The sequence below is a fragment of the Bdellovibrio sp. NC01 genome (genome assembly GCF_006874625.1).
Taxonomy (GTDB): Bacteria; Bdellovibrionota; Bdellovibrionia; order Bdellovibrionales; family Bdellovibrionaceae; genus Bdellovibrio.
This window is the reverse complement of record NZ_CP030034.1, coordinates 3325600-3349673: the sequence shown is the minus strand read 5'-3', so window position 1 is coordinate 3349673 and position 24074 is coordinate 3325600. Positions and strand designations below refer to the sequence as shown.

Sequence of the window (24074 nt, the reverse complement as noted above, 5' to 3'; positions counted from 1 at the left end):
CATTTCTCCTGGTGTTTATCTTTTCTACTTTCCTTATATAACCGGCGTACCGATGGCATTGTGGTGGGGACCTCGAGTGTTCATCGCCGTGTTTATCGCGAGCGCAGTGGGTGCACATCTGGCCGGAGTCGGCGGAGCATTGACTTTCTTCTTAGCATTTTCTGAAACTTCGAAAGTTGCTATGGGTTGGGCGATGTGGTGGCTGTTGAAATTCCACAAGCGCGACCTGCGTGGGACGAGGCAGTTATTCCTGTGCTGGTTAAGCTGTTTTGCTTTACCGAACATCTTTGGCAGTTACGCGGTGGTCGCGGTTTTAACTTTGCAGGGTGTATATCCACAAAACACTTTTTGGTTCCAATATCTTAAAGTAAGTTTAATAGACACAGCGATGGGCTTATTTATAAGCTTTCCATTGTTCATTTTCTTGAATCATATTTTTGTACAAAAGGGTTGGTCGCAGTGGAAAAAGAGTCCGTTCCATTAAAAGAAGATCTTCCTGCATTCACTTACTGGGCGCCGTTTTTAGTTTTAGCGATTTCAAAAGTTATTAGTTTTCATTATCTGTCTTATGGTCATCTTCAGGTGTTGTATTTACCGTATTTGATTTCAATGCCGATGTATTTCTGGTGGGGATCGCGTGTCTTTCCACAACATGTTCTTGCGGAAATGGCTACGGGAAGTATGACGGGCCTTAACGACTGGATGGTCATTCTGTTTTACGCTTTGGCCAATGCTTCAAAAGTTTATATGGGCTATTTGATCTATCGCCAAATTGCGGGAACTAAAGTTGCTTTGAAATCACTGCAAGGATTTTTGAAATTCTTTGCATGGGGAGTATTGATTCAGAATCTTGTCGGTAATTTTTTATTCCTATCAGCGTACGTTCAGACGGGTGCTTATGGATCGGCGATGTTCTGGCGACAGTATTTGATCATCACCGCCATCGATTGTGTCGAAGCGATGATCATCATCTATGGAATTTTAGTTTTTGCGACACCATTTTTACGGGAGCGCGGTCTGGCTCGCACGGACTTCTTCATTAATCCCACCGAGGTGGACTAAAGATTAGTTTTGCCAAATGCGAGTAATAAGCGACTCATTTTTTTTATAGCCTGCTTATCGCATGTTAAAAAAAAATCTCGCAATCTCTTTATTCGCCCTGATCTCATCACCTTTATTGTCCCATGCAGCGGACTGGCAAGAAACGAATATTCAGTTTCTACATGGCTCTGATTATCGGACGTTTGACGATAAATCCGTTTCGCAAATGATTGTCACCCTAGAACACGTCGACTCGTGGGCTTACGGCAGTAACTACTTTTTTATAGATATCTCGAATCCAGATTCTGATGCCAATGCCTCTTATTATGGAGAGTTTTCTCCGGCATTCAGTCTTAGCAAAATGGGTTTGATCGAAAAACCTCAAGGTGTTCTTCGTGACGTTGCGATTCAAGGAAACTGGGAAATGCCGCAAGGTCCGGCGAAACGTGCGGTGCTGGGTGGTCTGACTTTCGAGTGGAATATTGGCTTTGATTATTTTGCGACACAATTTCTTTATCGCGATTCATTCGGTGGTGACGGTCACACCGGTCAGTTGACGTTAGTGTGGTTGAAAAAATTTGGTACTGAGGCGTGGCCCTTTGAATTTTCTGGATTCTTGGACTGGGCAGGGCAAGAGGGCGACATTTCCGACAATCTACAGACACAACCTTCGTTGCTTTACGATGCCTCAAGAAGATCTTCTGGCAAGATTCCTTTGAAGGTCGGCGTCGAGTGGCAGTACTGGCAAAACAAATATGGCATCAAAGGTTTAACGGAAAGCTTGCCCCAAGCAAAACTAGTTTGGATTTTTTAAGATAGGAAATGCAAATGAGCTTTTTAGGAAAACAGACAGCAGGTTTAAAAGGTCGTCTTCTAAGTATTGCTATTTTGCCGTTAATCGCCTTGGCATTAACGACGGGTATCGCATTTAAAGGGTTTTCTTCCATCGGAAATTTGTTGAACGAGTCTTATGAAGTCTATGTTCCGAATATTCGCTTGCTTGGGCAGATCAACTTAAACCGCGCGAACATCGGTTATTTTGCCTTCGCGGCATTAGCAAATAAAGAAGATGAAGCCAATCGCAAAGTCTTTGTGGGTTTGTTAGATCGTTCAGTCAAAGATTATAAAGCCGCGGTGGAAGAGTATTTGAAACAAAGCTACATTCCTGGCGAAGAAGAAGCTTTCAAAAAAATGAAAGAGCATTATCCAAAGTATTTGGAATACACAGCGCAAGTACGTGAAGCGTTGTTGCATGGAACACCGGCGGATTATCAATTCGTTGTTAGCACGATTGATAAAGGCGGTCCGTGGCAGGTTCTGCAAATTGAAGTCGATACAACCATTACTGATATCTACGGCAAATACACCGAAATCAGCAAAAAAAATAATGAATTTCAAAAAGGTGAACGCTCACGCAACGCTACTTTGATTTTGGCGGTCGCGGTTGGCGCATCAATCACGTTGATTCTTGTGATCTTCTTAATCGCAAATCGTGTGGCTGGTTCGGTGGGCACTGTTGTTCATAATCTTTCCGATATCGGAGAGCATGTAACGGGTTCTATCAATCAATTGTCGGCAGCAGGGCAGGCTTTATCAACGGCATCAACAGAAGCAGCCGCTTCGTTGGAAGAAACTGTGGCATCCTTGGAAGAATTAACTTCCATGGTGAATCGCAATTCTGAAAATGCGAAAGAGGCTTCGAATCTTGCTGATGAATCTTCGACGGTTGCGAATGAAGGTGAATCAGAAATCAAATCTTTGATTGAATCGATGCATGCGATTTCCCAGGACTCGAAAAAAATTGAAGAGATCATTAGCGTTATCGACGATATCGCTTTCCAAACAAATTTATTGGCGCTAAACGCGGCGGTCGAGGCCGCCCGTGCTGGAGAGCAAGGCAAAGGCTTTGCTGTCGTTGCAGAAGCTGTGCGTGCCTTAGCGCAAAGATCGGCGTCAGCTGCTAAAGAGATTTCAGATTTAATTAAAGCCAGCGTTTCAAGGACGAATGTGGGTCGCGAATCAGCGGATCGCTCTGGACAAGTGTTGGGACGAATTGTGAATTCGATCAATAAGGTCGCAACTTTGAATAAAGAAATTTCGCAGGCAAGCTATGAACAAACTCAAGGTATTCAGCAAATCAGTAAAGCGATGAATCACTTAGATCAGGCATCGCAATCGAACGCCGCTTCTTCTGAAGAAATTGCTGCGACATCGACGGAAATCGACCGTCGTGCGGTTGAAATGAAACAACAAATGGACATCTTAAGTCATACGGTCTTAGGGGCGTCATAAAGAAAAAGGGAGCTTTGTAGCTCCCTTTTTTATTTCTGCAACATCAAGTAATTGCCGCGGTCTTCGTAGCGTTTCATAAAGAAGTAACGCTTGCTGGGATCTTTCATCTTACGTTTTGCTTCCCGTACTGAAAGAGTAATCAGGCATTTCATATCAAGGCGCTTTTCTTGTTCGCAATTTGCTAAAGCGGACTCGTCAAGATCGGCGAATTGAATCAAGTTCAAAGTGAAGTACTCTTTAGCCAAAGGCTTAATTATATTGGCAATGTAGCTGTTTGGTTCAAGCTCTTGCGATTCTTCTGGTTTAACTTTGACCCAGCAAAGCTTGGTGCAGTCTTTTAAATTCATTTTGTCTGAAGCGCGATGCAAAGGCTGACCTAAAAGTTTTTCCGCTTCAATAGCGATTTGTTCAGACAAAGCTTGCAGACGTGAATCCGCTTCATCAACTCCCACCAAAATCATGTCATAGCGTTGAAACTCGGGGAACAGACGGTAAGCCACACCGTGAGCAACATTAATATCGCCATCGCTTACAACAGAGGGAGAAATCAACGTCGCAGCTCGCAAGCTGACGCCATCTTTTAAAAGGTGGATCATGGCGCCCACGATAATCAAGCTTGCGAGAACTAAGATGACGATGATCTTTTTCATAAAATTATTTCGAACCTTTTTCCATACGCACTAAGAACGCATCGGCTTTTTCAAACTGAGTCAGCGTCAACGCATCAATCCACACACCGTTTGGATTAATGAAAATCACAGTCGGCAAACCTTGGATGTTGTAACGCTTTTTCAAAGCACGCAATTGATCACTGTCTTTGGTCGCATCGAATTTCAACAACGTGTAATTGCCGCCCATGGCGCGCACACGTACGTCCGTGAAGGTTTGTTCAGCCAACTCGTGACAAGCGGCACACCACTCGGCCCAGAAATCGATGATCACGGGTTTGCGATCTTTGGTTGCTTGTGCTAACGCCTCGTCGGAATAAGGCTGCCAATTCATTTCTTTAATTTGGTTGATAGAGTTATCAGCCATGATTCTGCCGCGGATGTAAGGGCGCAGATCAAACACAGAAAGGCACAAGTAACCGATACCCACGATCAGGGTTGCTTGCATCAGGCCTTTTTGCACCATGCTTGTCGGTCCTTTGCCTTTCACGTTTAAGAAAGCACCGTAAACGCTTGCGACAATCACAAGACCAATACCCAAAGCGCCGTCGAATGCGCGATCTGGCAAAAGTAAATTCAAATAGTAATAGAATGCTGAAAGCATCAATGAGCCTAAGATGAACTTAAATGCATTCATCCAAACGCCTGAACGTGGCAACGCTTTCACCAACTGATTCGACAAACCCAAAGCGATGAAGATCAAACCTAAACCCATCGCGTACGTGAATAAGAATAAGAAACCGATCAATTTGTTTTGGGTCGAAGCAACGTAAGTCAGAATCGCAACTAACACCGGGCCCACACACGGACTTGCAACGATACCCGCGAACAAACCAGTTAAGTAAGCGCCACCAAGGCCGTTACCAAATTTACCATTCGCAAGCTTGTTGCGAATCACCGCAGGAACTTGCAAATCATAAAGGCCGTACATGCTCAAAGCCATGGCCAAGAAGATCACGCACACAACACCCAAAACATATGGATTGCCAAGGCTTGCTCCAAAAACGCTACCGCTTGAAGCCGCGACCAAACCTAAAACCGAATAGGTCGTTGCGATACCATGAACGTAAACCAAACTTGTGATGAAGTTTTGCAAACGTGTTTTGTTTTCTGAATGATTTCCCAATACGGCAAGCGTGATCGGAATCATCGGGAAGATGCACGGAGTGAAGCTTGTGAAAACTCCGGCAAGGAAGACGAACAACAATCCCGCAAAAATACTTGAACCCAAGTACTTGTTGAAATTGTGAGTATCAAAGAAACTGCCGGCGCTTGCTTCACCCGAAGTTGGTGATGGTGTCGATAACGCCGCTTCACCTTCCACCATCGGAGTCACAATCGGGACTTCGATCATTTTTGTTGTGGGGAATAAACAGAACTGATCGCTACAAGCTTGATAGATCAATTCTAATTTCATTTTGTCGTGACGTTTTAAAAAACGATCCGGAGCTTCCAGGCGGGCAGACAGAGTTGCTTCGCCTTTCATACCGCGACGATCTTTTTTCGAAAACTTATCAAACCAAGTTGTGATCGGTTCCACACTCAGTGGCGCTACTTTGAAACCATCCGGCTCAAGAATCACGATGCTGAATTTGTCTTCGTAGGCGTGATATTCTGGAGGTAATTTCATTTTGATTTCGATCGAGCCACCTTGGCCTGGATTCCATTCGTACGGAACAACTTTCGCAGTCGCGATCATTGGATCCGTGTCATTAGGATTGGCTTGCGCCCAAGACCTAGGACCTGCAAGGACAACGAACAGCATCAATATAAGGATATTGCAGATAGCTTTCATATCTTTTTCTTAGTCCCTCTCTCGACCATGGGCAAGTTTATTTGCCGATGACTCAATTCTAACACGTATCAATCCGATAGAGAAACTGCGAGGTCATAACATATGGGTTTTGTAGGTGTATTAATCGTATTTGCCACAGTCTTCGGGGGCTACATTGCCGGTCACGGTAAAATGGGCGTTATCCTTGAAGCTGCGACGCTAGAATTGGTTATCATCGGTGGTGCTGCCTTCGGTGGTTACGTCATCGCCAATCCAATGAAGATCGTTAAAATGGGTATTAAGCTATCCATTAAAGCGATGACTGCGAAAGGTCCTCAGAAAAAAGACTATGTCGAATTGATGCAGATGCTGTTCCAACTTTTCCAAGTATTTAGAAAAGAAGGACCTCAAGGTATCGAGAAGCACATCGAGGAACCAGAAAAGTCTGACATCTTTAAAGCGTATCCAAGCTTCATGCACAATCACCATGCGGTAGATTTCCTGTGCGATACGATGAAAGTCACTTTGTCAGCCGAACTTTCTCCTTATGACGTTGATGATTTGTTGGATGCGGATATCAAAGGTATCCACGCCGAAGAACATCTAGCGCAACATGCTGTTGCAGCAGTTGCCGGTGGTTTCCCGGGTCTAGGGATCGTTGCCGCCGTTCTTGGTATCGTTAAAACCATGGGTGTCTTGACTGCCGGTACAGAAGTGATCGGTGAGTACGTAGCCCATGCCCTGGTTGGTACGATGCTTGGGGTATTTTGCGCCTACGGTTTGATTGAACCGACGGCGACAAAAATGGCAGCGGATATCGAAGCAGAAGGTCGTTACTTACAATGTATCAAAGCGGCCCTTGTGGCATTGCAACGTGGTGCTCCTCCAATCGTGTGTGTCGAGTACGCGCGTCGTTCGATCATGCCAGAAGAGCGTCCAACATTTGCTGAAGTAGATAAAGCGACGAAAGAGATCAAAAAAGCAGCCTAGGCTGCTTACACTCCGACTTTGTCGGAGTATTCCATCCAATGATTGGGTGAGAAACTGGAATAAGAATTATGGCAGAGAAGAAACAGACGATAGTAATCAAGAAAATCATCGTCCAAGGTGGTGGTGGTCACGGGGGTTCCTGGAAGGTTGCCCTTGCGGACTTCATGACCGCCTTGATGGCGTTCTTCCTGGTTATGTGGATCGTTGGTCAATCAGACCAAACGAAAAAAGCCGTTTCAGATTATTTCTCTACGCCTTCAGTTATTGAATACAACTTCCAAAACTTCGGTGCGGAAGTCACATTGGAAAAACTTTTCTTGGATATCTTAAATGAGCCACTAAAAGCATTCCAAAGTTTCATGGAGCCAATGGATAAAACTCCAAATCTTTTGGATATGGGTTCTACGAAAGTCGTTGCAGCTTATTTGGCTGATCAAATGAACGACGTTGCGAAGAACGTGCAAGTGACTCCAGAAGGTTTTGATTTCGATATCCCAGATTACATGTTGTTCGAACGTGGGACTTCACAGCCGAATGCGAACTTCGTGAATGTGATGGATAAAATCAAAGGTATCACGACAGGTTTGAAAGATGCAGATATCAAACTGACTTCGGGTCTTTTTGTGCAATCTGTGCCTGATGCAAGTTTGATGACTGCAAATCGCGTGGCCTCGCAACGTTTCGACGTTGTTAGAAATAAAATTCTTGCTTCGCTTGAAAACAGTTCAGTGACTGTCAGCGGTGGTATCAATGTAAAAGAAAAACGTGGTGAAGTAGATCCGAAGAAATTGATCGGCTTCATTCGCGTGAAGATCTCACAAAAAGAGATCACTTCAGACGGTCATAAACCGCGTAAGCTTGAAAACTTGTTCGGTGATGCGCGTGTTGATATGTCAGTTTACGATAACTTCGTTCATCAGATTAGCACTCGTCGTAAAGCCGAAGAGCGCTCTAAGAAATCTTTGAAAGAGCAAGTTGACGAAGATCTAAAAGACGAACTTAAAACTCCGTCTTCGCTGACAGAATAAAGAAGAAATCCCCTTGGCCATCAAGATCGGAACTTGCAGAAGTTCCGGTCACAGAGCCTTCAACGAAGACCGGTCCCCATTTAGTTCCAAGCCCCGTTTTGAAATCGAAGTAAGGATCTACAGTTGTTACATCCGGTGTGTTGTAGCCAACTTCATTCACCCAGATCCATGAATTCCAAACATGCAAATCAAGACCCAAACCGTAACGAACTGAAGAATGCTTCGTGCCTTCCCAGTTACTCATGTGATCATAAAGAACTTTGAAGTCGCTGAAATTTAAATGCAGACCAAAAAGATTTCCATTGCGATCACCGGCTTTGAAGTACTGACTTTCACTATAATAAATCACGGCATTATTCGCTTGCGAGAAATCGATTTTAATATCGCCGTTAATACGTAAGTTAAAATGATCGTCGCTGTGTTCGAAATTTGTATTCGAGCCCCACAAACCTAAACGAAATTGTGGGCCGAAGTTAAACCAGAAAGATCCTTGCAATGCAGGGGATTTATCCGATTGTGATAAACCGTACTCTACATAATGCGAAAGCAAGCTTACGTCGCCCGTCATTTTGAAAGTCGGTGAATTATTCTCAGCCGCGTGAGCGCTCGAGAGACCTAAAAGAATAATGATAAAAGCAAAGTGTCTTCGCATAGATAGTTCGTTTCATTCTGACTCAACGAGTGTGTAAAAGAAAGAAATCAGCTCTACATCTGACAGGGAGCTGGACCAAAAGCGGGAAGATAGGGTAGTCTGAGCGGCCTATGAATTTAGATCTGCCTTTAAGCGAATACACTTATATAGCCTTTGATACCGAAACAAGCGGAGCTTACCCAGTCGGGTTCGATATCGTCGAGTTCGGCGCGGTAAAATACTACAAGGGCGAAGAAATCGGGCGCTTGCAGTTCTTATTAAAGCCCCGTGAAACCATGAGCGATTTTATTATCGGTATTCACGGCATCACCAACGAAATGGTGGCCGATGCGCCAAGCATCGCAAGCAAGATCGTTGAAATTCATGAGTTTTTCAAAGGCTGCATCGTGCTGGCCCATCACTGTCCCTTTGATTTGGGTTTCCTGACTCTTGAATTTGAAAAAGCAGGTTTGCCTTTACCGACTGAACCCGCACTGTGCACAAGTCTTCTTTCACGTAAACTTATTCACGGCGTAGAAAATCACAAGCTACAAACTTTGGTGAAGCATTTGAACATTGATGGCGGTCAAGCACATCGTGCCTACGATGATGCGAAGTCATGTCTGTTGGTAGCTGTCGAATGCTTCAAAAAATTAGGCGAAGAAGCGACTTTAGCCGCTGCAATCAAAAGCCAAGGCAAACAATTGTGGTGGAAAGATTATTCTTTATCAGGTCGCGATCCAATTTTGCGCACATTGATTGATTCTATAAATACAAAGCGCGATATAGATATGATCTATGATGGCGGATCCAATAAAGGTGAAACTCGCCGCGTGAAACCTATTGGTATCGTGCGAAATCCTGACGGGGATTACTTGCAAGCCTTCTGTCTTAAGGACCAGACGGCGAAACGCTACTACTTGTCACGTATCAAAGACGCTACGACTGTGTTCTAGTTTGCACTCCGAAGAAGCGCTCTGTTATGCGCTACATGCGAGTTCATTTTTGCTGACCTTGACGAAATTTAAAACGGATACATGCTTTAGTTAGAACCTCATCTGTGGGATGGGGGAAAGGTGAAGCATGTCTTTCGTATCTGGTTTCATACCAATCATTCCTTTAAGAAACGCAGTTTTATTTCCAGGCATTAGCATGCCTTTGCGTGTTGGGCGTGAAAAAAGTGTTCAAGCTTTGCAGAAAGCATTGAACGGATCTAAATGGATTGTTCTTTTAACTCAGAAAAACCCAGACGCTAATGTGGATAAGGCTGAGGATCTTCCTACTATCGGAACTCTTTGTAAGATTGAATCTTATAAGAAGGAAGAAGACGGAAGTTTCAGCATTTTCGTCAATGCACATCAACGTGTGCGCGTCGTGACAATGCAAAATCAAGACGGTGTTTTCGAAGCTTTAACTGAAGGCTTGGAAGATAACGCGCAAATGGATCCAAAAACTCAGGAAGCTTTGTTGACGAGCTTGAAACAGGTTTCATTCGAAACTCTGGATCTGATCGGTCGTCACATGCGCCGAGTAAAAGAATGGATCGCCGCAATCGACGATTTAAGTTTGCTCACAAACGTTTGTGCGGCTCACGCTGATTTTTCATTAACAGAAAAACAAAATTTATTAGAGACGACGGACATCAAAGAACGTGCTCTGAAAATTTTGGAACTTTTGAATGAACAAAAAGAGCGTCTAAAAATTCAAATTGGTATTCGCGATAAACTTAGCGAAAACATCAATCAAAGCCAACGTGAAAGCATCTTGCGCGAACAAATGCGCGTGATTCGTGAACAGTTGGGTGATGATGATTCAAAAGGTATCGTCGAACAGTATGAAGAAAAAATTAAAGCCGCTGGAATGCCCCAAGAAGCGTTGGAATTGGCAACAAGCCAGTTACGTCGTTTGGAAAGTATGAATTCGGCTTCGCCAGAATATCAAATCATTCGTACTCACTTGGATTTAATGGTGGGCTTGCCTTGGAATAAATCTTCCGAAGAGCAAGAGATCGATTTGGATGCTGCTGAAAGAATTCTGAACGAAGATCATTTCGGCATGGATAAAATTAAAAAACGTATTCTGCAACATTTGGCCGTGATGAAACTGCGTAAGTCGCATCAAGGTTCAATCTTGTTGTTCGTGGGTCCGCCAGGGGTTGGTAAAACATCTCTTGGTAAGAGTATCGCTCGTGCGCTTGGTAAAAAATATGTTCGTGCTGCCTTAGGTGGTGTGCGTGACGATGCGGAAATCCGTGGTCACAGAAGAACATATATTGGTGCCTTGCCTGGTCGAATTATTTCAGGAATTAAGAAAGCAGGCGAAAACGATCCTGTGTTCATCCTGGACGAGATCGATAAACTTTCTCGCAGCTACAATGGCGATCCTGCCAGTGCGTTGCTTGAAACTTTAGATCCAGAGCAAAACAACAGTTTCCAAGATCATTACTTGGATACACCGTTCGATCTTTCGAAAGTGTTGTTCATTGCGACAGCCAACAGCTTGGAAACAATTCCAGGTCCGTTGTTAGATCGTATGGAAGTGATCGAGCTTACGGGATATACGGTTGAAGAGAAAAAACAAATTGCTCGTCGCCACTTGTGGCCTAAGCAATTAAAAGAACATGGTATCGAAGAATCGCAGTTGGAAATCACTGACGAAGCTTTAACGAAAATCTTAACGGATTATACTCGTGAAGCGGGTGTACGTGAATTGCAGCGTAAGATTGCGACAGTTTGTAAATTTATGTCCTTGAAGATCGTTAAAGCTCAAGGTCAGAAATTAACAGTTACGATTGCAGATCTTGACGATATCTTTGGTGCAGAAAGATTCTCTGCTGACATGATTGAAAGTGTCTTGCCTCCAGGAGTAGTGACAGGCCTTGCTTGGACTCCAGTCGGTGGTGACATCTTATTCATTGAAACAGAAGAAATGCCTGGTACAGGTCAACTGCAATTGACGGGTCAATTGGGTGACGTGATGAAAGAATCAGCGAAGATTGCATTAAGTTTGCTTCGTGCAAGATTGCCGCTTCTTGATCCAAGCATTGATTTCTCGAAAAAAGAACTGCATGTGCACGTGCCAGCGGGCGCGATCCCTAAAGATGGTCCTTCCGCAGGTGTCACGATGTTGAGTTCGATTGCTTCGAAACTTTTGAAGAAACCAGTCAGTCCTAAGTTGGCCATGACCGGAGAAATTTCTTTAAGAGGTAGCGTCCTTCCAGTGGGCGGTATCAAAGAAAAAGTAATCGCCGCTCACAGAGCAGGTGTTCGCGAGATCATCTTGTGTAAGAAAAATCAGAAGGATCTTAGAGAGGTCCCTGAAGAAATTAAAAAAGATTTGGAATTCCACTTTGTGGAAAACGTCAATGAAGTACTGAAACTTGTTCTTGATGTTGATCTTCCAGATTTTGCGAAAACGAGTTACGGAAATTCAACTCCATTCGCTTCAGGTGCAGTAAACTAACTTTGACTCCTGCTCCGGTTTTCCCTCCGGAGTTCCCTTCCCGAAAAGCCAGGTAGAAATGCCTGGCTTTTTTTATTGTGCAAGAGTGCGCAGAGCATTCACGAACACATGCCAGAACGACGAATCACGAACGTTCGCAGTTTGACCGTAGCGGTTGCCACCCCAACAGTTGATTTTGCCGTTTTGTAGTAAGCCGCACGAAAAATCATTTCCGACAGTGACATCGATATAAACATTCGCACCATCGACAACGATCGGTGATGAGCTGCCAGTCAAGGCGCCGTTGCCTAATTGTCCGGAAGTATTTCCACCCCAGCATTTCAATGCGCCGGCTGTGGTAATGCCGCATGAATGGGTTGTGCCCATAGCGATGTAATTATATTTCGTTGAGCCATCGACATACGTAGGAACAATGCGACCTGTGTTGTCGCCGGTACCTAGTTGTCCTGAATCGTTTGCGCCCCAACACTTCAAATAATTGTTTGAAGTGATTGCGCACGAAGAGCGTAAGCCCGAGCTGACTTTAATGAATGTATCCGCTGTATCGATTTGCAGTGGAACGTAAGAATCCGATGTGCCGTTATCATTGTTACCCAATTTACCGTCGGCACTGTCACCCCAGCATTTTAAAATACCTGACGTCGTAACACCGCAAGAGAACAAGTAACCGGCCGAAACAGATTTGTACGTGTTGCCGTCAGAAACCGAAGTCGGCGTAATGACGTTTGCACCTGAACCGCCATTGCCAACAGCGCCATAGATATTGTTGCCCCAGCATCGAACGATGTTCGAAGAAGTGATCGCGCAAGTGTGATTGAAACCAGGGCGTACTTGAGAATAACTGACACCTGAATCGACTATAGTTGGAGACAGCATTTGTGGGTAAGTTGTTGGATCTAAAGATACCTGACCCGAATCATTTTTTCCCCAACATCTAAGTTGTCCCGAAGAAGTCAAAATACCGCACATGTGGAACTGTCCACTGGCGATGCTCGAGTAAGCGGAAGTTTTTTGCACATACTGAAGACCCGCGACAGATACCGAATCATTGTTACCAAATTGTCCAAACGTATTGTAACCGGAACAAGACATGGCACTATTGCTAGTGTTCAACGCACACATGTGACCAAAACCAGATGTGATAGAGGTGTATGTCATCGTCCCAAGCACAGATGTTGGTGCTCGCTTGTACGTCCAATTGATGTTACCCATTTGTGCTGACGAGTTACTACCAGCACAGCTTAATTCGCCAGTTGCAGTGACCATACAGACATGGGCACCACCTGCAGAGCCCGCCGCATACGTGTTTGAATTGACTTGAGTTGGAATTATTTTTTTATCAACAGTGCCGTCACCAAATTGTCCGTCTGAGTTTGAGCCCCAACATTTCAAATTATTAGAATTAGTCAGACCGCAGGCGAAGTTAGGTCCGACAAAAACGCTTAAATACGGATTGCTACCGTCAATGACCGTTGGCGTGGTTACGTTTGCCGTCGAATTATTTCCGACTTGTCCGTAATCATTTTGCCCCCAACATTTCAGATATTTGCTATTGGCTACGATACCGCATGTGAAGCCATTGCCTGCCGCAACTGCCGAATAAGCAATGCCGCCGTCAATTGTGACAAAGGTTGATGAATTTACTGTTGAACCATTACCAAGCTGGCCTTTGTCGTTAGTGCCCATGCATTTTAAAATATTTGATGTCGTGATGCCGCAGATATGATTTGCACCAACAGATACCGATGAATAATTCGTACCAGAATCAAGGACCGCTGGCGCAACGACTGAAGAAATTAAACCCCAACAGCGAAGTATTCCCGCTGTCGTGATACCGCATGTGGCACTTGGGCCCGCAGAAATAGAAGAGTATAAAATCGTACCGCTATCGACTGCGACCTGGGTGTTTGAAAGATTAGTTGAGCCTAACTGTCCGCTTTCGTTAGAACCCCAGCAATAAGCAACGCCACCCGTTGTGATACCACAGGTATGTTTTTGTCCAGCCGTGACCTTACTGAAATTCGCAGCTATCGGAGCGGTTGCGACGGCAGTGATTTTCTCTGTTGTCGTTGTCGACTGATTGAAGTCGTTCGCGCCCCAGCATTTCAGTGCACCGGTGTTAAGAACGGCACACGTATGCTGGCCTCCGGCAGCGATGGAACTGACGACAGGTTGTGTGCCTGCATAACGGATCAACATCGAAGAGCTATCGAAACTTGGATCAATTTGCAGAAGGCCGCCGCTAGGGAATGGGGAGCCATTCAAAACAAAACTTAAAAGGCCAAGGCCCGTGCGCGAGTTATTCTGCAAAATATTGACGCCGATCAAGGATGAAGTTGTACCCGCATTTATGGTTTGAATTGCTGATGAAGAATAGCCATGGTCGACATTATAGATAGTGTCACCACCGACATCCATTAAGAAGGAAACCGGATAGGCTTTCGCCGGTGTTAATATGACGTTCACGTATTGCACACCTGCACCGGTATTGACGGTTTGTTCAACACTTTCAAAACGTAAAGTCGAAAGGACCGTATCTTTCCACCATGTCGAGCTAACAGATTTAGTGTAGTCAATATTGCCGGCATTGTCTTTACCGACAACACAAAGAGTGATCTTGCCATCGGAGCCTAAGGAGACAGGGGTTGTTGTGCCGACAGCAATCCATGCGCCATAACCAGAAGCATTGTTACAAACCGTAGAACCGGCAGGGCCTAGTTTATAAGAGTAATAAACGGCGTCACCAGCGTTAACGGCGATGTTAATGGAATTTAAATTTGAAATAGAGTTCGCAGCCGGAAGGCCCGTGGCAACGATTGTTGGTGCGATCGTATCTTTATTTAAGCCAGTGCTTGTTGAAGTGGATTGATTACCCGCAGGATCCGTTTGATAAATTTCAAAAGCAAGATTGCCTTCTGGTAGCGAAGTTAAATCGACATAGTTATTGAAAGCTCCACCCGAGCACGAAAGAGTTCCAACAAAACTTCCGAATTTATAAGTGATCGTCGCACCAGTTTCGCAGGTGCCACTTAGATTAAATGCGCTTTGATTGTATGAGTTGATCCAACTTGATGCGAATGTCAAAGAACCAATGCTTGCAGGGGCAATTGTGTCTTTAATTAAAGTCGTCGTTGTTGTTGGTCCCGTATTCCCAGCAGCATCGACTTGATAAGCATTCAGAGTAACTGTGCCCTCAGCAAACGAGCTGACAGAAACAGAAAGGGACCACGCACTGTTCACGCAAGTCGTGGACTGCCCACTGAAGTAGACTGTCGCTCCAGATTCGCAGGTTCCCGAAAAAAGCATAGACGGTAATTTTGCAGCATTGATGTAACTGTTGTTTGCAGGCGAAGTGACAACCACGGCATCAGGTGGCACAGTATCGCGAATGAAGTTGTACTGAATGTTCGAAGAAACATTTCCAACTTGATCTTTCGCGAAGATGGTCAGGACGCCACCGTTACTGTATTTCGTTAAATCGAGCGTGTACGCCGCAACCGAATTTGCGCAACTAAAATCCCAAGAGGCCGAGCCATCCTGAAGTGTTAGAGTACTTCCGCTTTCACATGAAAAATTGATGACTGTACTTGTCGTCGCGGCATTATAAACAGTTCCCGCCGGTGGCGAGGTCACCATCGGAATCATGGGCGGAATGTTGTCGTGCAAAATATTCCGCGCCATGCAGTCCGTTTCATTCAAAGCGGCATCACGGAATTTGGCGTAAACCGTGTTCATCGCATTTTCGTGCTGCAAAGTGATTTGCTTTGATTGAGTGAAAGTTTCCCATGTGCCACCCGTGCTGCACGTGTCATCGGTTTGCGTGATATAAACTTCGGATGCTCCCGTCGATGTTAAATCGACTTGCACCGACACGCCGGTTGTCCAACCGATGTCGTGATTAATGACCAATGAATTATTCTCGGGCGCAGTTCTGTCGACTTGCAGAATTTTTGAAGTGGACGCTTCTGAAGCATCTTGCCAGGTTCCTGTGGCAGCAACTCGGGCAAGAGCACACACAACCCACGAGCCTTCCGATGGGGCCGGGAATGTAAAATTGCCGGAAGTGTTTTCTGTTGCTTTGGAAAAATCAGCGTTGGCGCAGTTTTGTAGTGAAGACTCCAAAGTCATCTTGTAAGCAGAAAAGCCCGAGCCATACGCTGTTATCGAAATGTCATCAACGCTGTTTGTGGGATTTTGCGCGGGAACGAAAGAATCAAAAATGACTTTGTTTGAAACCGTGGGAATTTCACGAAGCATAGCAACCTGTGGCACCACATCGGTACAACCGACAAGCGCCAAACCTGTGACCAAAACGATCACAGTGAACAACGTGCTAGCAAAACTCCCCTTAAGCATGTTTAACTTTTCGGAAATTTACTACGAAAGCTCGATGATTTTAGATCAGAAAATGTTTAGTAATTGCTGGAATGTCTCTGGATGAGACGGGAACCTTGCCAGAGCGGTAGGTTCCAAGCTTATTCCGGCGAAGCCGGAGTGTAGAACGGACTGGACCTACTCTGCAGAGCCTTTTTTCTTATCTTCAGACGTCTCTGAAAACTCAACAACGTTCACAGTGCGTTCACGTTTGATTTCATTCAGGCGCCCATTGATTTGTTCAGCCAACTCTTCAAGATGACGGAACTCATCGCCCGTGCGTAATTTCAAAGGCTTCGCAACACCGGCCAAGGCTTCATCCAGAAATCTTTCAAACGCATACAACGGACCCGCAATGCGATGAGAAATCAGTCTACCAACCGCGAATAAAATCGCACAGAAAGCGACACAAATTACGCTGAAGGTGATAATGAACGGGACTAAGAATTTGTTCATCAGGAATTGATTGTTACCAACCAGTTCTTGAATCGTCACACGCAAATAAGTGTACGAAAAAACCATGCTGATCACAGTTAAACTCAAACCAACTGCCATCAACATGAAACAATATTTCAATTGGAATGACATGTTGACCCAGTATTGTTTGCGCACATTGTTTTCAGGCCACAACAATTCACCTTCGCGAATGATGGCGTAGACAATTAAACCATAACCGACCCATTGTAACGCATCGGCCATATTGAAAGCGGGTGACGACAATGATGGAGTTCCAATCACGATGAAGTCGACAACATAACCCCACAAGATACGATCCGTGACGTTACCGATGATACCGCCAATCAGAATCGACAAACCCGAACGTAATGTCAGAGATTTAATCGGCAATAAATATTGAATCAATGCATACGTGCACAGAAGAAAAGCACCACCTGTTGAAAGCGACACAATTCTCAACACGGATGGTAAATCTGAAAACAGGCCTAGCATTGCACCGTGATTGTGGTGCAATACAAAATGAAGTGGGCCAAAAGATAAAATTTGTTTTAGATCTGCTGCCCACATTTTGGTGACGCGGTCCACGAACCAAGTTGCCAGAAGAGGAAGAATCACGATCAGCCATTCGCGTTTTTTCATGCTCTAAAGTCTATCAAGGGGCACCTTCTGTTGCGAACTGAATTTTTGATCGCTACTATCGTCCAGACGGAGGTTTTTTCAGGATGAGATTTCTAGTTCTTACGACAGCAATTCTTTGGATGTTCAATGCTCACGCCAATATCGAACCGAAAGCGGTCGAAAGCGAATTAGAAAGCTTGGCGAAAAAGCACGGGGTCCAGTTAAAAGATGTGGGAATGTATGCAACATCTGGTGAAGGGGAAAGTCTTAGAACCATCATCGACGTGAACGGTAAGATCAGAATGACGCCTGCTTCGATCACAAAAGTGGTGACAGCTTCAGCAGTTTTGGCGAATTTTCCTCCGGGTCATAAATTTAAAACGCAGCTTCTTGGCAGCGGCGATATTAAAAACGGCGTGTTGAAAGGTAACATCTATCTTAAAGGCGGCGGTGACCCGTCGTTTGTTTCTGAAAACATGTGGTTCTTGGTTAATGCGTTCCTAAGAAACCAAGTAAAAAAGATCGAAGGCGATATCGTTGTCGATGATTCGTTATTTGATAAAATGCGTTACGACGTTAGTCGCCAAAAAGAGCGTGTTGATCGCGCTTACGATGCTCCAGTGGGTGCGATGTCATTCAATTGGAACTCGGCAAATATTTTTGTTCGCCCGGGCAAGGTTGGTGAAGAAGCGAAAGTCTTTTCAGATCCAGAAAATGACTATATCCGTCTAGTCGCCAAAGCAAAAACCACAAGTGGAAACGAAAACAAACTTCTTGCCGATCGTAAAGAGGACTCGAAGTTTGATGGTGATGTCATTCACGTCGGTGGCAGTATCGGTCGCGGTAACAAAGAAATTGCGATCTTCAAAAATATCACTCAGCCAGATCTTTGGTCTGGATACAATTTGAAATCATTTCTTGCACAACGTGGTGTTCAAGTAACCGGTTCAATCAAAACCGGTGTCACACCAGAGAGTGCGGAGGTGATGGCCGAATCAGAAAGTAAAGCGATTGAACAAATTCTTGCCGACATGAACAAGTTCTCGAACAACTACGTGGCAGAAATGCTGACAAAAAATTTGGGCACGTTCAAAAAACCAAAAGGTGCAAGCTTGGCAGATGGTGTGGTGCTGATCAATGAACACTTGAAAAGTCTAGCCCTTCCCGAAGATCAGTATCATATCGAGAGTCCGTCTGGCTTAACTCGAGAAAACAAGATGTCCTCATATGTGATGTGGCGAGTGCTGCAACATCTGCGCAATGACTTTAGAGTCCAGCCAGAGTTCCTCAGCTCTTTACCAATCGCGGGTATTGATGGGACACTCAAAAAGCGCATGAAAGATTCTGAGGCCGAGCGTTGGGTCCGTGCTAAAACGGGATATATCAATAACGTCGTGTCTTTGGCTGGCTATGCGGGTTTGGCAGATGGTCGCGTGGTAACTTTTAGTTTTGTTTACAATGGTTCTACAGATGAAACAAAGGTTCGCCAATTTTTTGATAAATTGCTTATCTTCTTAGTAAAATAAGCCGAATGAGATCCATGATAGGAGCACGTTCGATGAAAGTAATGAGTGTCTCAGTATTAAGCATTTCTTTGCTTACTTCTTTTGCTGCTAATTCAGCTGAAGTTGCAACTACGACTAACACGGCAGCCGCGCCGGCGGTGGTCGCTGCGCCGGCAGCCCCAGCTCCTGTGTTAGAAGCTGCACCTGTTGTATCGACAGTTGTGCCACAAGTAGCTCCTGTCTTAACGGCAGAGAGTCGTCTTTGGCGTCAACCGAACTTTAAAGATCAAAAGAATTTCTTAGGTTATTCAGAAGGTGCGTTTGCTGTTCCTAAAGGAATGGAAAAACAAGTGCAGTTCTGGGTTGATGTTTATTCAAAGTATTCAACAACTCAAGGTGTGATCCACGATATGGATGACGTCGGTATTGTTTATGAAGTTGTTGATTTGAAAGACTTCAAAACGGACCGCGAAAAACAAAAGAAAATCGATGCGGTGAAAAAAGAAATCGCAGCGAAATTGAAATTGAATAAAGAGCAAGAAGGCCGTTTGCGTTTCCAACTTGGTCAAAAAGACCGTATGCAAGCAGCGATCTTCTATTCAGGTCGTTATATTGAAGACATGGAAAAAATCTTCCGTGATGCAAAAGTTCCAACAGAGCTGACTCGTTTGGCTTTTGTTGAATCTTCTTTCAATATCATGGCGCGCTCTAAAGTAGGTGCGAGTGGTATCTGGCAGATCATGCCGTACACAGCTCGTCCTTATAAAATGATTTCTGCGAGTGTTGATAAACGCAATCATCCGTTGGAAGCGACAAAGCTTGCGGCGAAGTTGCTTCGTCAAAACTATACAATGCTCGAATCATGGCCATTGGCTGTGACTGGTTACAATCACGGTCCAACAGGCGTGAAGAAAATGTCGAATGAGTACAAAACGAAAGATTTGGCTCACTTGATTGAAAACGTCGATTCAAGAAAGAGCTTCGGTTTTGCTTCAAGAAACTTCTATGCCTGTTTCTTAGCGGCACTTGAAGTTGAAAAGAACGCGAATGTTTACTTCGGTTCAGTGGTTTGGTCAAAACCATTGGAAGCCCAAGATTTAAAATTGCCAGTGTCAGTGAAATACAAAGACCTAGTAAAGTGGTTCGATGGTGACACAGATAAGGCCCAAATGTTTAACCCACATTTGACGTCTCTAGTAACAAGAAGAGGCTACGCAATCCCAGCTCACACAGTGATTGCAGTACCAAAAGACAAATACAACATCGCCCTTATCACTCTAGCGCACAAAGACCGCTCAATAGCAGCAGACGACAAACGCACAAGATAAAGGGTGTCTGTCGTTTTTTTGGGTCTACATCGCGTTAAAAACAAAAAGCCCGCTTCAACAGCGGGCTTTTTTATTTTCCATAATGCTACTAACGCACTATGGACCCAAAAAAGTGACAGACACCTTTTAGATGAAGTCGCCTTTTGATGGGTTGTGTTTTGTTTCGGCGTTTGGATTGATGTCCAAGTACTTGAAGAACATTTGTGTGATCTCTGCAAGCAATGTGTTGTCGTTAATGTAGTTTGGATTATCGATTGCCATTGTGTTTACAAGGCCGATGAATGCATTCACTAGCAAGTACGACACTTTCTCCATATCTTTTCCTGGGATTGGAGGAAGATTGTAACGAACAACTTCTTGGAAGAAGCGGATGAATTCAGAAATGTAAGCAGCCTCTGCTACGTAGTACTGAATCGTTGTAAGCTTCGCGCGCAATTCATAGTTACGACGGCAAATTTCGAAAGCAAGTTCGATCATTGCTTTCACACGTTGCTCTGGAGGAAGTGGAGAGATCGCACGCATTTTCTCTGTCATGATGCGCTTGTCTTCTTCCATTAAGTTTTTAACTACGGCTTGAACAACGGACTCTTTGTTACCAAAGAATTGATACAAAGAACCGATAGAAACGCCGGCTTCCTTTGCAATCTTGTCTGTAGTGATTGAATAAAAACCTTCCGAAACCAACAGGCGAGAACAAGCGTCTAAAATTGTAGAGACAGTTTGACGGGAACGTTCCTGAGTTGGTGCTTTAACAATAATCTTAGTTTTTTTCGCTTTTTCTTTTTCCATAGACTGAATCATGTTGAGTGATTCTCCCTTTCCTTGGGAATTATACGAGGCCCCATGAGGACAGATTAGGCCTCGCAGGACATGTACGCAAGTCTGGTTTTTTGCAAAGTTGTAATGAACATTACAGCTAGACCTTGGCCTAGCCGCACAGGAATTTGAAGCTATTGAAGTTCGCCCGAGCAGTATTGTTCCGCACGTTGTGCGTTCGCTGGATAAGACATCGCTTTCGCAAATACGCGGCACTGTTTTGTCGACAAGGATTTATTGAAACGACGAATACATTCCCAACGAGCTTCGTCACCCGAATCAGGATATTCGATGGCTTTAGTAATTGCTAAGCACTCTTTTGCAGAAACGCGTGAACCTAAATCATAAAGACAAACCATGCGCGCTTCATCGCCGTTTGTTGTGTACTCCATAGAAGCCGCAACACCCAAACATTGAGCAACCGAAAGCTGCGCTTTTTTCTGCTTCAAACAAGCCATGCGTGCATCGTCTCTTTGATCCATCGCAAGTTTGCTGTTCTTAGAAACCGCACAAGTGGCAGAAGATGAAGACGAACGGGGAGCCTGCGCGAAAGCATTTGCTACCGTCATCATCGCCAAGACTACTAATACTATATGTAACCAACGTGTACCCATCGTATCCCCATTGTGCAAAACGAAAACCCCGCAAAAGTACCCTAATTTCAATTTGAGACCAAGTGCCCTGTAGAGCTTTTTGACAGAGAACATACTTCGCCGTTCAAGGCATCTTGCGCACGCGTCCTGTTCCTGCGGCAAAGAGTTGAACGCGGAGAACATTTTTTTTCAAGATTTCGTTGGGAGGTCTTCAGCTTTTTTTTCCGTCACCGAAAATGAGTGCGCTCAACACAAACAATCAACAATGAGGTACAACATGTTTTCAACAACTAAAGTGAAGACTCTAATTCTGGCAGCAACTGCAATGATGGGATTGGCTGCGTGTTCTCCGGGTTCAACTCAAGTTATTAAAGGTGCGGATCTTAAAGCAGAAGCTCAATCAAACGGTGATATCTATATTAATTTGACGACACACCTTGATTCAAACAACGTTCAGATCTTGGCAGCGCAATTGCCAATCATGAATCCAAATAATCCAGCAGAGCAATTGGGTTTGATCAACATCAACACGTCAGCTCCTGGTATTACTGATATCGCTTTGGGTTTGAACTTATCTGCGGTAGCGAAACTTCCGGTTTTGACTCCAGAAACAACTTTGCCAAACGGTACTTCATTCCCGGTATGGAATACGACAGCGAAATGGTATTCACTTCCTTTGAACAACAGCAAAACATCTAAGTTGTATGTGAACATCGATTGGACCGCGCAAAAATCAATCGTTGGTTACGCGTTAACTTCAGACAGCTTGAGTGCTGGTATCGTTGCGAACATCTTCTCTGTATTTAATGCGAACGGTGTGACTGGTTACGGTGGTGTATTCAGCGGTACAACTCCAGGTACAAGCGGTCTTGCAGTATTTGCTGATGTTAGCAGCGTATTGACTGCTTTGAACCCAACGTTCTCTCCAGTTGTTACGAAGAAAATTGTTTTCGCTGACCACACGTCAGAAGTGAAACAAAAAATGTTCACGAAAAAGTTGATCGACTTGAACGTGAAAAAAGCAAAAATCAAATTTAAGTAGTCTTTTAAGATTTCTTGCCCTGACTACCCTCGGGGCAAGCTACCAACGCACGGGTTCCGGTTCGATTTCAACACCGAATCGGGACCTTACATCGTCACAGACTTGCGCCGCTAATTTCCAAACATCATCAGCATTTGCGCCGCCGTGATTTACAAGGACCAAAGCTTGTTTTTCAAACATCCCAACGGGACCAAGCTTTTTACCTTTCCAACCACATTGATCAATCAACCAGCCAGCAGCCAATTTGTGTTTTCCTTCCGTCGCAGGGAAGCTTACAAGGTTGGGATATTTTTTTAGAAGATCATCACGCAATGACGATGCAACAATCGGGTTCTTAAAGAAGCTGCCCGCATTGCCGATCACTTTTGGATCAGGAAGTTTGCTTGTACGAATAGCAATAACCGCTTTTGAAACATTCGGAGCTGTTTCAGTAAGGCCCTGACGATCTAATTCTTTACGAATGTCACCGTAGTCTAAATTCAGGTGCACGCGTTTAGGCAGACGGAAGGTTACTTCCCAGATCAAATATTTACCGGCACCGCCTTGTTTGAAATAACTGTCGCGATAGGAAAAGCAGCATTCTTGATTGTTGAATGTTTTAAGCTCGCCCGTCTTTAAATCAACGGCCGTAACTTCATGAAGAAAGTCTTTCACTTCCACACCATAAGCACCAATATTTTGAATCGGAGCCGCACCCACAGTGCCAGGAATCAACGAGAGGTTTTCAAGACCATAGTAACCATGTTGCAAAGTCCATTGCACAAACTCGTCCCACACTTCGCCGGCCGCAGCTTTAACAAAGTAATGATCCGCTTCCTCATGCAGAAGTTGTTTGCCCGTGTTGGCAACTTTGATCACAAGGCCTTCCACATTGTGGGGGAGCACAAGATTGCTGCCGCCACCTAGCACATGCCATTTGAGATTTTTAATGGATTCGTCGTTGATCAGACCATGCAAGTCGATGATGTTATGAAGCTCGGTGAAAAGTTTCGCAGAAGAGCGAAGCCCCAAAGTATTGTACTGGCTAAGATCGACGTTGGTGTGCAGTTGCATGACTGCAGACTATATTAGAACGCTCCGGCTTTGGCCATCATTCTTTCTAATACTTCTTCTTTGTTAATAAAGCAGATTCCCATGCCCATGCCTTTTGACCACACAACTTCCGCCGCTAGATTGTAGGTTTTCTTTAGGGAATCTAACGTCACTGTAAGGTTAAGCAGGTCGCCTTTTTGCGGAACGTAATCGCCGCTAGAAACTTCAAGGAAGGCCCCAGTTTCAGACAGATTGCGAAGCTGAGCACCAAGCTTACCGATGTGTCCGTACACTTCGATATCGGCTTTCTCTTTCGTCGTAAATCTCTTGGCAGAGTTGATGGCCTCATTGCTCATACTGATATTCTCGGAAAATTTTTCGGATTCTCTGAGTTAAAAAAGTATGATTCTCAAAATGAGATCGA

20 protein-coding genes are annotated in these 24074 nt (G+C 44.5%); 11 read left to right on the top strand and 9 right to left on the bottom strand.

The window, feature by feature from the left end:
• Positions 1-52 precede the first annotated feature (52 nt).
• The 4 genes from DOE51_RS15965 to DOE51_RS15950 all read left to right on the top strand — a co-directional run bounded on the left by DOE51_RS15965 (position 53) and on the right by DOE51_RS15950 (position 3333).
• Positions 53-484 (top strand): hypothetical protein, encoded by a 432-nt coding sequence (locus tag DOE51_RS15965; protein WP_168196473.1) that lies wholly within the window; start codon positions 53-55, stop codon positions 482-484.
• Entirely contained in the window at positions 460-1062 is a 603-nt protein-coding gene (locus DOE51_RS15960; protein WP_142697529.1) for a hypothetical protein, read from the top strand. The genes DOE51_RS15965 and DOE51_RS15960 overlap by 25 nt, the downstream gene beginning before the upstream one ends.
• 61 nt (positions 1063-1123) lie before the next feature.
• The gene (locus DOE51_RS15955; RefSeq protein ID WP_142697528.1) at positions 1124-1855 is read left to right on the top strand and encodes a DUF5020 family protein; all 732 of its coding nucleotides are present in this window, start codon (positions 1124-1126) and stop codon (positions 1853-1855) included.
• A gap of 14 nt (positions 1856-1869) precedes the next feature.
• Positions 1870-3333 (top strand): methyl-accepting chemotaxis protein, encoded by a 1464-nt coding sequence (locus tag DOE51_RS15950; RefSeq protein ID WP_142697527.1) that lies wholly within the window; start codon positions 1870-1872, stop codon positions 3331-3333.
• 29 nt (positions 3334-3362) lie between these two features.
• On the opposite strand, the gene DOE51_RS15945 is transcribed toward DOE51_RS15950, so the two are convergent.
• Positions 3363-3983 carry a hypothetical protein gene (locus DOE51_RS15945; RefSeq protein WP_142697526.1) on the bottom strand — a complete coding sequence of 207 codons (621 nt, stop codon included), beginning with the start codon at positions 3981-3983 and terminating at the stop codon, positions 3363-3365.
• Between the two features lie 4 nt (positions 3984-3987).
• Entirely contained in the window at positions 3988-5796 is a 1809-nt protein-coding gene (locus tag DOE51_RS15940; protein WP_142697525.1) for a protein-disulfide reductase DsbD, read from the bottom strand.
• Between the two features lie 102 nt (positions 5797-5898).
• Between DOE51_RS15940 and motA the strand changes: the two genes are divergently transcribed.
• Complete coding sequence (motA, locus tag DOE51_RS15935; RefSeq protein WP_142697524.1) at positions 5899-6765, top strand: flagellar motor stator protein MotA; 867 nt, start codon at positions 5899-5901, stop codon at positions 6763-6765.
• Positions 6766-6833: 68 nt separating this feature from the next.
• On the top strand, positions 6834-7793 hold the full coding sequence (locus tag DOE51_RS15930; protein ID WP_142697523.1) for a flagellar motor protein MotB: 960 nt from the start codon (positions 6834-6836) through the stop codon (positions 7791-7793).
• Here the strand turns inward: DOE51_RS15930 and DOE51_RS15925 are convergent.
• The gene (locus DOE51_RS15925; RefSeq protein WP_142697522.1) at positions 7765-8445 is read right to left on the bottom strand and encodes a TorF family putative porin; all 681 of its coding nucleotides are present in this window, start codon (positions 8443-8445) and stop codon (positions 7765-7767) included. The genes DOE51_RS15930 and DOE51_RS15925 overlap by 29 nt on opposite strands.
• Positions 8446-8555: 110 nt before the next feature.
• Here DOE51_RS15925 and DOE51_RS15920 point away from each other — a divergent pair, with 110 nt between their 5' ends.
• Both DOE51_RS15920 and lon read left to right on the top strand, forming a co-directional pair.
• Positions 8556-9380, top strand: a complete 825-nt coding sequence (locus DOE51_RS15920; protein WP_142697521.1) for an exonuclease domain-containing protein — start codon at positions 8556-8558, stop codon at positions 9378-9380.
• A 127-nt stretch (positions 9381-9507) separates the two neighbouring features.
• Positions 9508-11886: an endopeptidase La gene (lon, locus tag DOE51_RS15915; RefSeq protein WP_142697520.1), complete on the top strand. Its 2379-nt coding sequence runs from the start codon at positions 9508-9510 to the stop codon at positions 11884-11886.
• A 72-nt stretch (positions 11887-11958) separates the two neighbouring features.
• On the opposite strand, the gene DOE51_RS15910 is transcribed toward lon, so the two are convergent.
• Positions 11959-16242 carry a hypothetical protein gene (locus tag DOE51_RS15910; RefSeq protein ID WP_142697519.1) on the bottom strand — a complete coding sequence of 1428 codons (4284 nt, stop codon included), beginning with the start codon at positions 16240-16242 and terminating at the stop codon, positions 11959-11961.
• A 156-nt stretch (positions 16243-16398) separates the two neighbouring features.
• Positions 16399-17355, bottom strand: coding sequence for a signal peptidase II (locus DOE51_RS15905; protein ID WP_142697518.1), 957 nt, complete (start codon positions 17353-17355; stop codon positions 16399-16401).
• Between the two features lie 83 nt (positions 17356-17438).
• Between DOE51_RS15905 and dacB the strand changes: the two genes are divergently transcribed.
• Complete coding sequence (gene dacB, locus DOE51_RS15900) at positions 17439-18860, top strand: D-alanyl-D-alanine carboxypeptidase/D-alanyl-D-alanine-endopeptidase (RefSeq protein ID WP_142697517.1); 1422 nt, start codon at positions 17439-17441, stop codon at positions 18858-18860.
• A 32-nt stretch (positions 18861-18892) separates the two neighbouring features.
• A complete protein-coding gene (locus tag DOE51_RS15895) occupies positions 18893-20167 on the top strand; it encodes a lytic transglycosylase domain-containing protein (RefSeq protein ID WP_246845130.1) in 1275 nt (424 codons plus the stop codon).
• A 126-nt stretch (positions 20168-20293) separates the two neighbouring features.
• Here DOE51_RS15895 and DOE51_RS15890 read toward each other — a convergent pair whose 3' ends face one another.
• Both DOE51_RS15890 and DOE51_RS15885 read right to left on the bottom strand, forming a co-directional pair.
• Positions 20294-20968, bottom strand: coding sequence for a TetR/AcrR family transcriptional regulator (locus DOE51_RS15890; protein WP_142697516.1), 675 nt, complete (start codon positions 20966-20968; stop codon positions 20294-20296).
• 149 nt (positions 20969-21117) lie between these two features.
• On the bottom strand, positions 21118-21597 hold the full coding sequence (locus DOE51_RS15885; RefSeq protein ID WP_142697515.1) for a hypothetical protein: 480 nt from the start codon (positions 21595-21597) through the stop codon (positions 21118-21120).
• Positions 21598-21853: 256 nt separating this feature from the next.
• On the opposite strand from DOE51_RS15885, the gene DOE51_RS15880 reads away from it, so the two are divergent.
• Positions 21854-22618: a hypothetical protein gene (locus DOE51_RS15880; protein ID WP_142697514.1), complete on the top strand. Its 765-nt coding sequence runs from the start codon at positions 21854-21856 to the stop codon at positions 22616-22618.
• 39 nt (positions 22619-22657) lie between these two features.
• On the opposite strand, the gene murB is transcribed toward DOE51_RS15880, so the two are convergent.
• Positions 22658-23671, bottom strand: coding sequence for a UDP-N-acetylmuramate dehydrogenase (gene murB, locus DOE51_RS15875; protein WP_142697513.1), 1014 nt, complete (start codon positions 23669-23671; stop codon positions 22658-22660).
• A 14-nt stretch (positions 23672-23685) separates the two neighbouring features.
• A complete protein-coding gene (locus DOE51_RS15870) occupies positions 23686-24006 on the bottom strand; it encodes a PilZ domain-containing protein (RefSeq protein ID WP_142697512.1) in 321 nt (106 codons plus the stop codon).
• Positions 24007-24074 lie beyond the last annotated feature (68 nt).

Bases quoted from the DNA above. Each gene is read 5' to 3' on its own strand.
- DOE51_RS15965 (WP_168196473.1), top strand. From the start codon at position 53: ATGGCATTGTGGTGGGGACCTCGAGTGTTCATCGCCGTGTTTATCGCG.
- DOE51_RS15955 (WP_142697528.1), top strand. From the start codon at position 1,124: ATGTTAAAAAAAAATCTCGCAATCTCTTTATTCGCCCTGATCTCATCA.
- DOE51_RS15950 (WP_142697527.1), top strand. From the start codon at position 1,870: ATGAGCTTTTTAGGAAAACAGACAGCAGGTTTAAAAGGTCGTCTTCTA.
- DOE51_RS15945 (WP_142697526.1), bottom strand. From the start codon at position 3,983: ATGAAAAAGATCATCGTCATCTTAGTTCTCGCAAGCTTGATTATCGTG.
- DOE51_RS15940 (WP_142697525.1), bottom strand. From the start codon at position 5,796: ATGAAAGCTATCTGCAATATCCTTATATTGATGCTGTTCGTTGTCCTT.
- motA (WP_142697524.1), top strand. From the start codon at position 5,899: ATGGGTTTTGTAGGTGTATTAATCGTATTTGCCACAGTCTTCGGGGGC.
- DOE51_RS15930 (WP_142697523.1), top strand. From the start codon at position 6,834: ATGGCAGAGAAGAAACAGACGATAGTAATCAAGAAAATCATCGTCCAA.
- DOE51_RS15925 (WP_142697522.1), bottom strand. From the start codon at position 8,445: ATGCGAAGACACTTTGCTTTTATCATTATTCTTTTAGGTCTCTCGAGC.
- DOE51_RS15920 (WP_142697521.1), top strand. From the start codon at position 8,556: ATGAATTTAGATCTGCCTTTAAGCGAATACACTTATATAGCCTTTGAT.
- lon (WP_142697520.1), top strand. From the start codon at position 9,508: ATGTCTTTCGTATCTGGTTTCATACCAATCATTCCTTTAAGAAACGCA.
- DOE51_RS15910 (WP_142697519.1), bottom strand. From the start codon at position 16,242: ATGCTTAAGGGGAGTTTTGCTAGCACGTTGTTCACTGTGATCGTTTTG.
- DOE51_RS15905 (WP_142697518.1), bottom strand. From the start codon at position 17,355: ATGAAAAAACGCGAATGGCTGATCGTGATTCTTCCTCTTCTGGCAACT.
- dacB (WP_142697517.1), top strand. From the start codon at position 17,439: ATGAGATTTCTAGTTCTTACGACAGCAATTCTTTGGATGTTCAATGCT.
- DOE51_RS15895 (WP_246845130.1), top strand. From the start codon at position 18,893: ATGAAAGTAATGAGTGTCTCAGTATTAAGCATTTCTTTGCTTACTTCT.
- DOE51_RS15890 (WP_142697516.1), bottom strand. From the start codon at position 20,968: ATGATTCAGTCTATGGAAAAAGAAAAAGCGAAAAAAACTAAGATTATT.
- DOE51_RS15885 (WP_142697515.1), bottom strand. From the start codon at position 21,597: ATGGGTACACGTTGGTTACATATAGTATTAGTAGTCTTGGCGATGATG.
- DOE51_RS15880 (WP_142697514.1), top strand. From the start codon at position 21,854: ATGTTTTCAACAACTAAAGTGAAGACTCTAATTCTGGCAGCAACTGCA.
- murB (WP_142697513.1), bottom strand. From the start codon at position 23,671: ATGCAACTGCACACCAACGTCGATCTTAGCCAGTACAATACTTTGGGG.
- DOE51_RS15870 (WP_142697512.1), bottom strand. From the start codon at position 24,006: ATGAGCAATGAGGCCATCAACTCTGCCAAGAGATTTACGACGAAAGAG.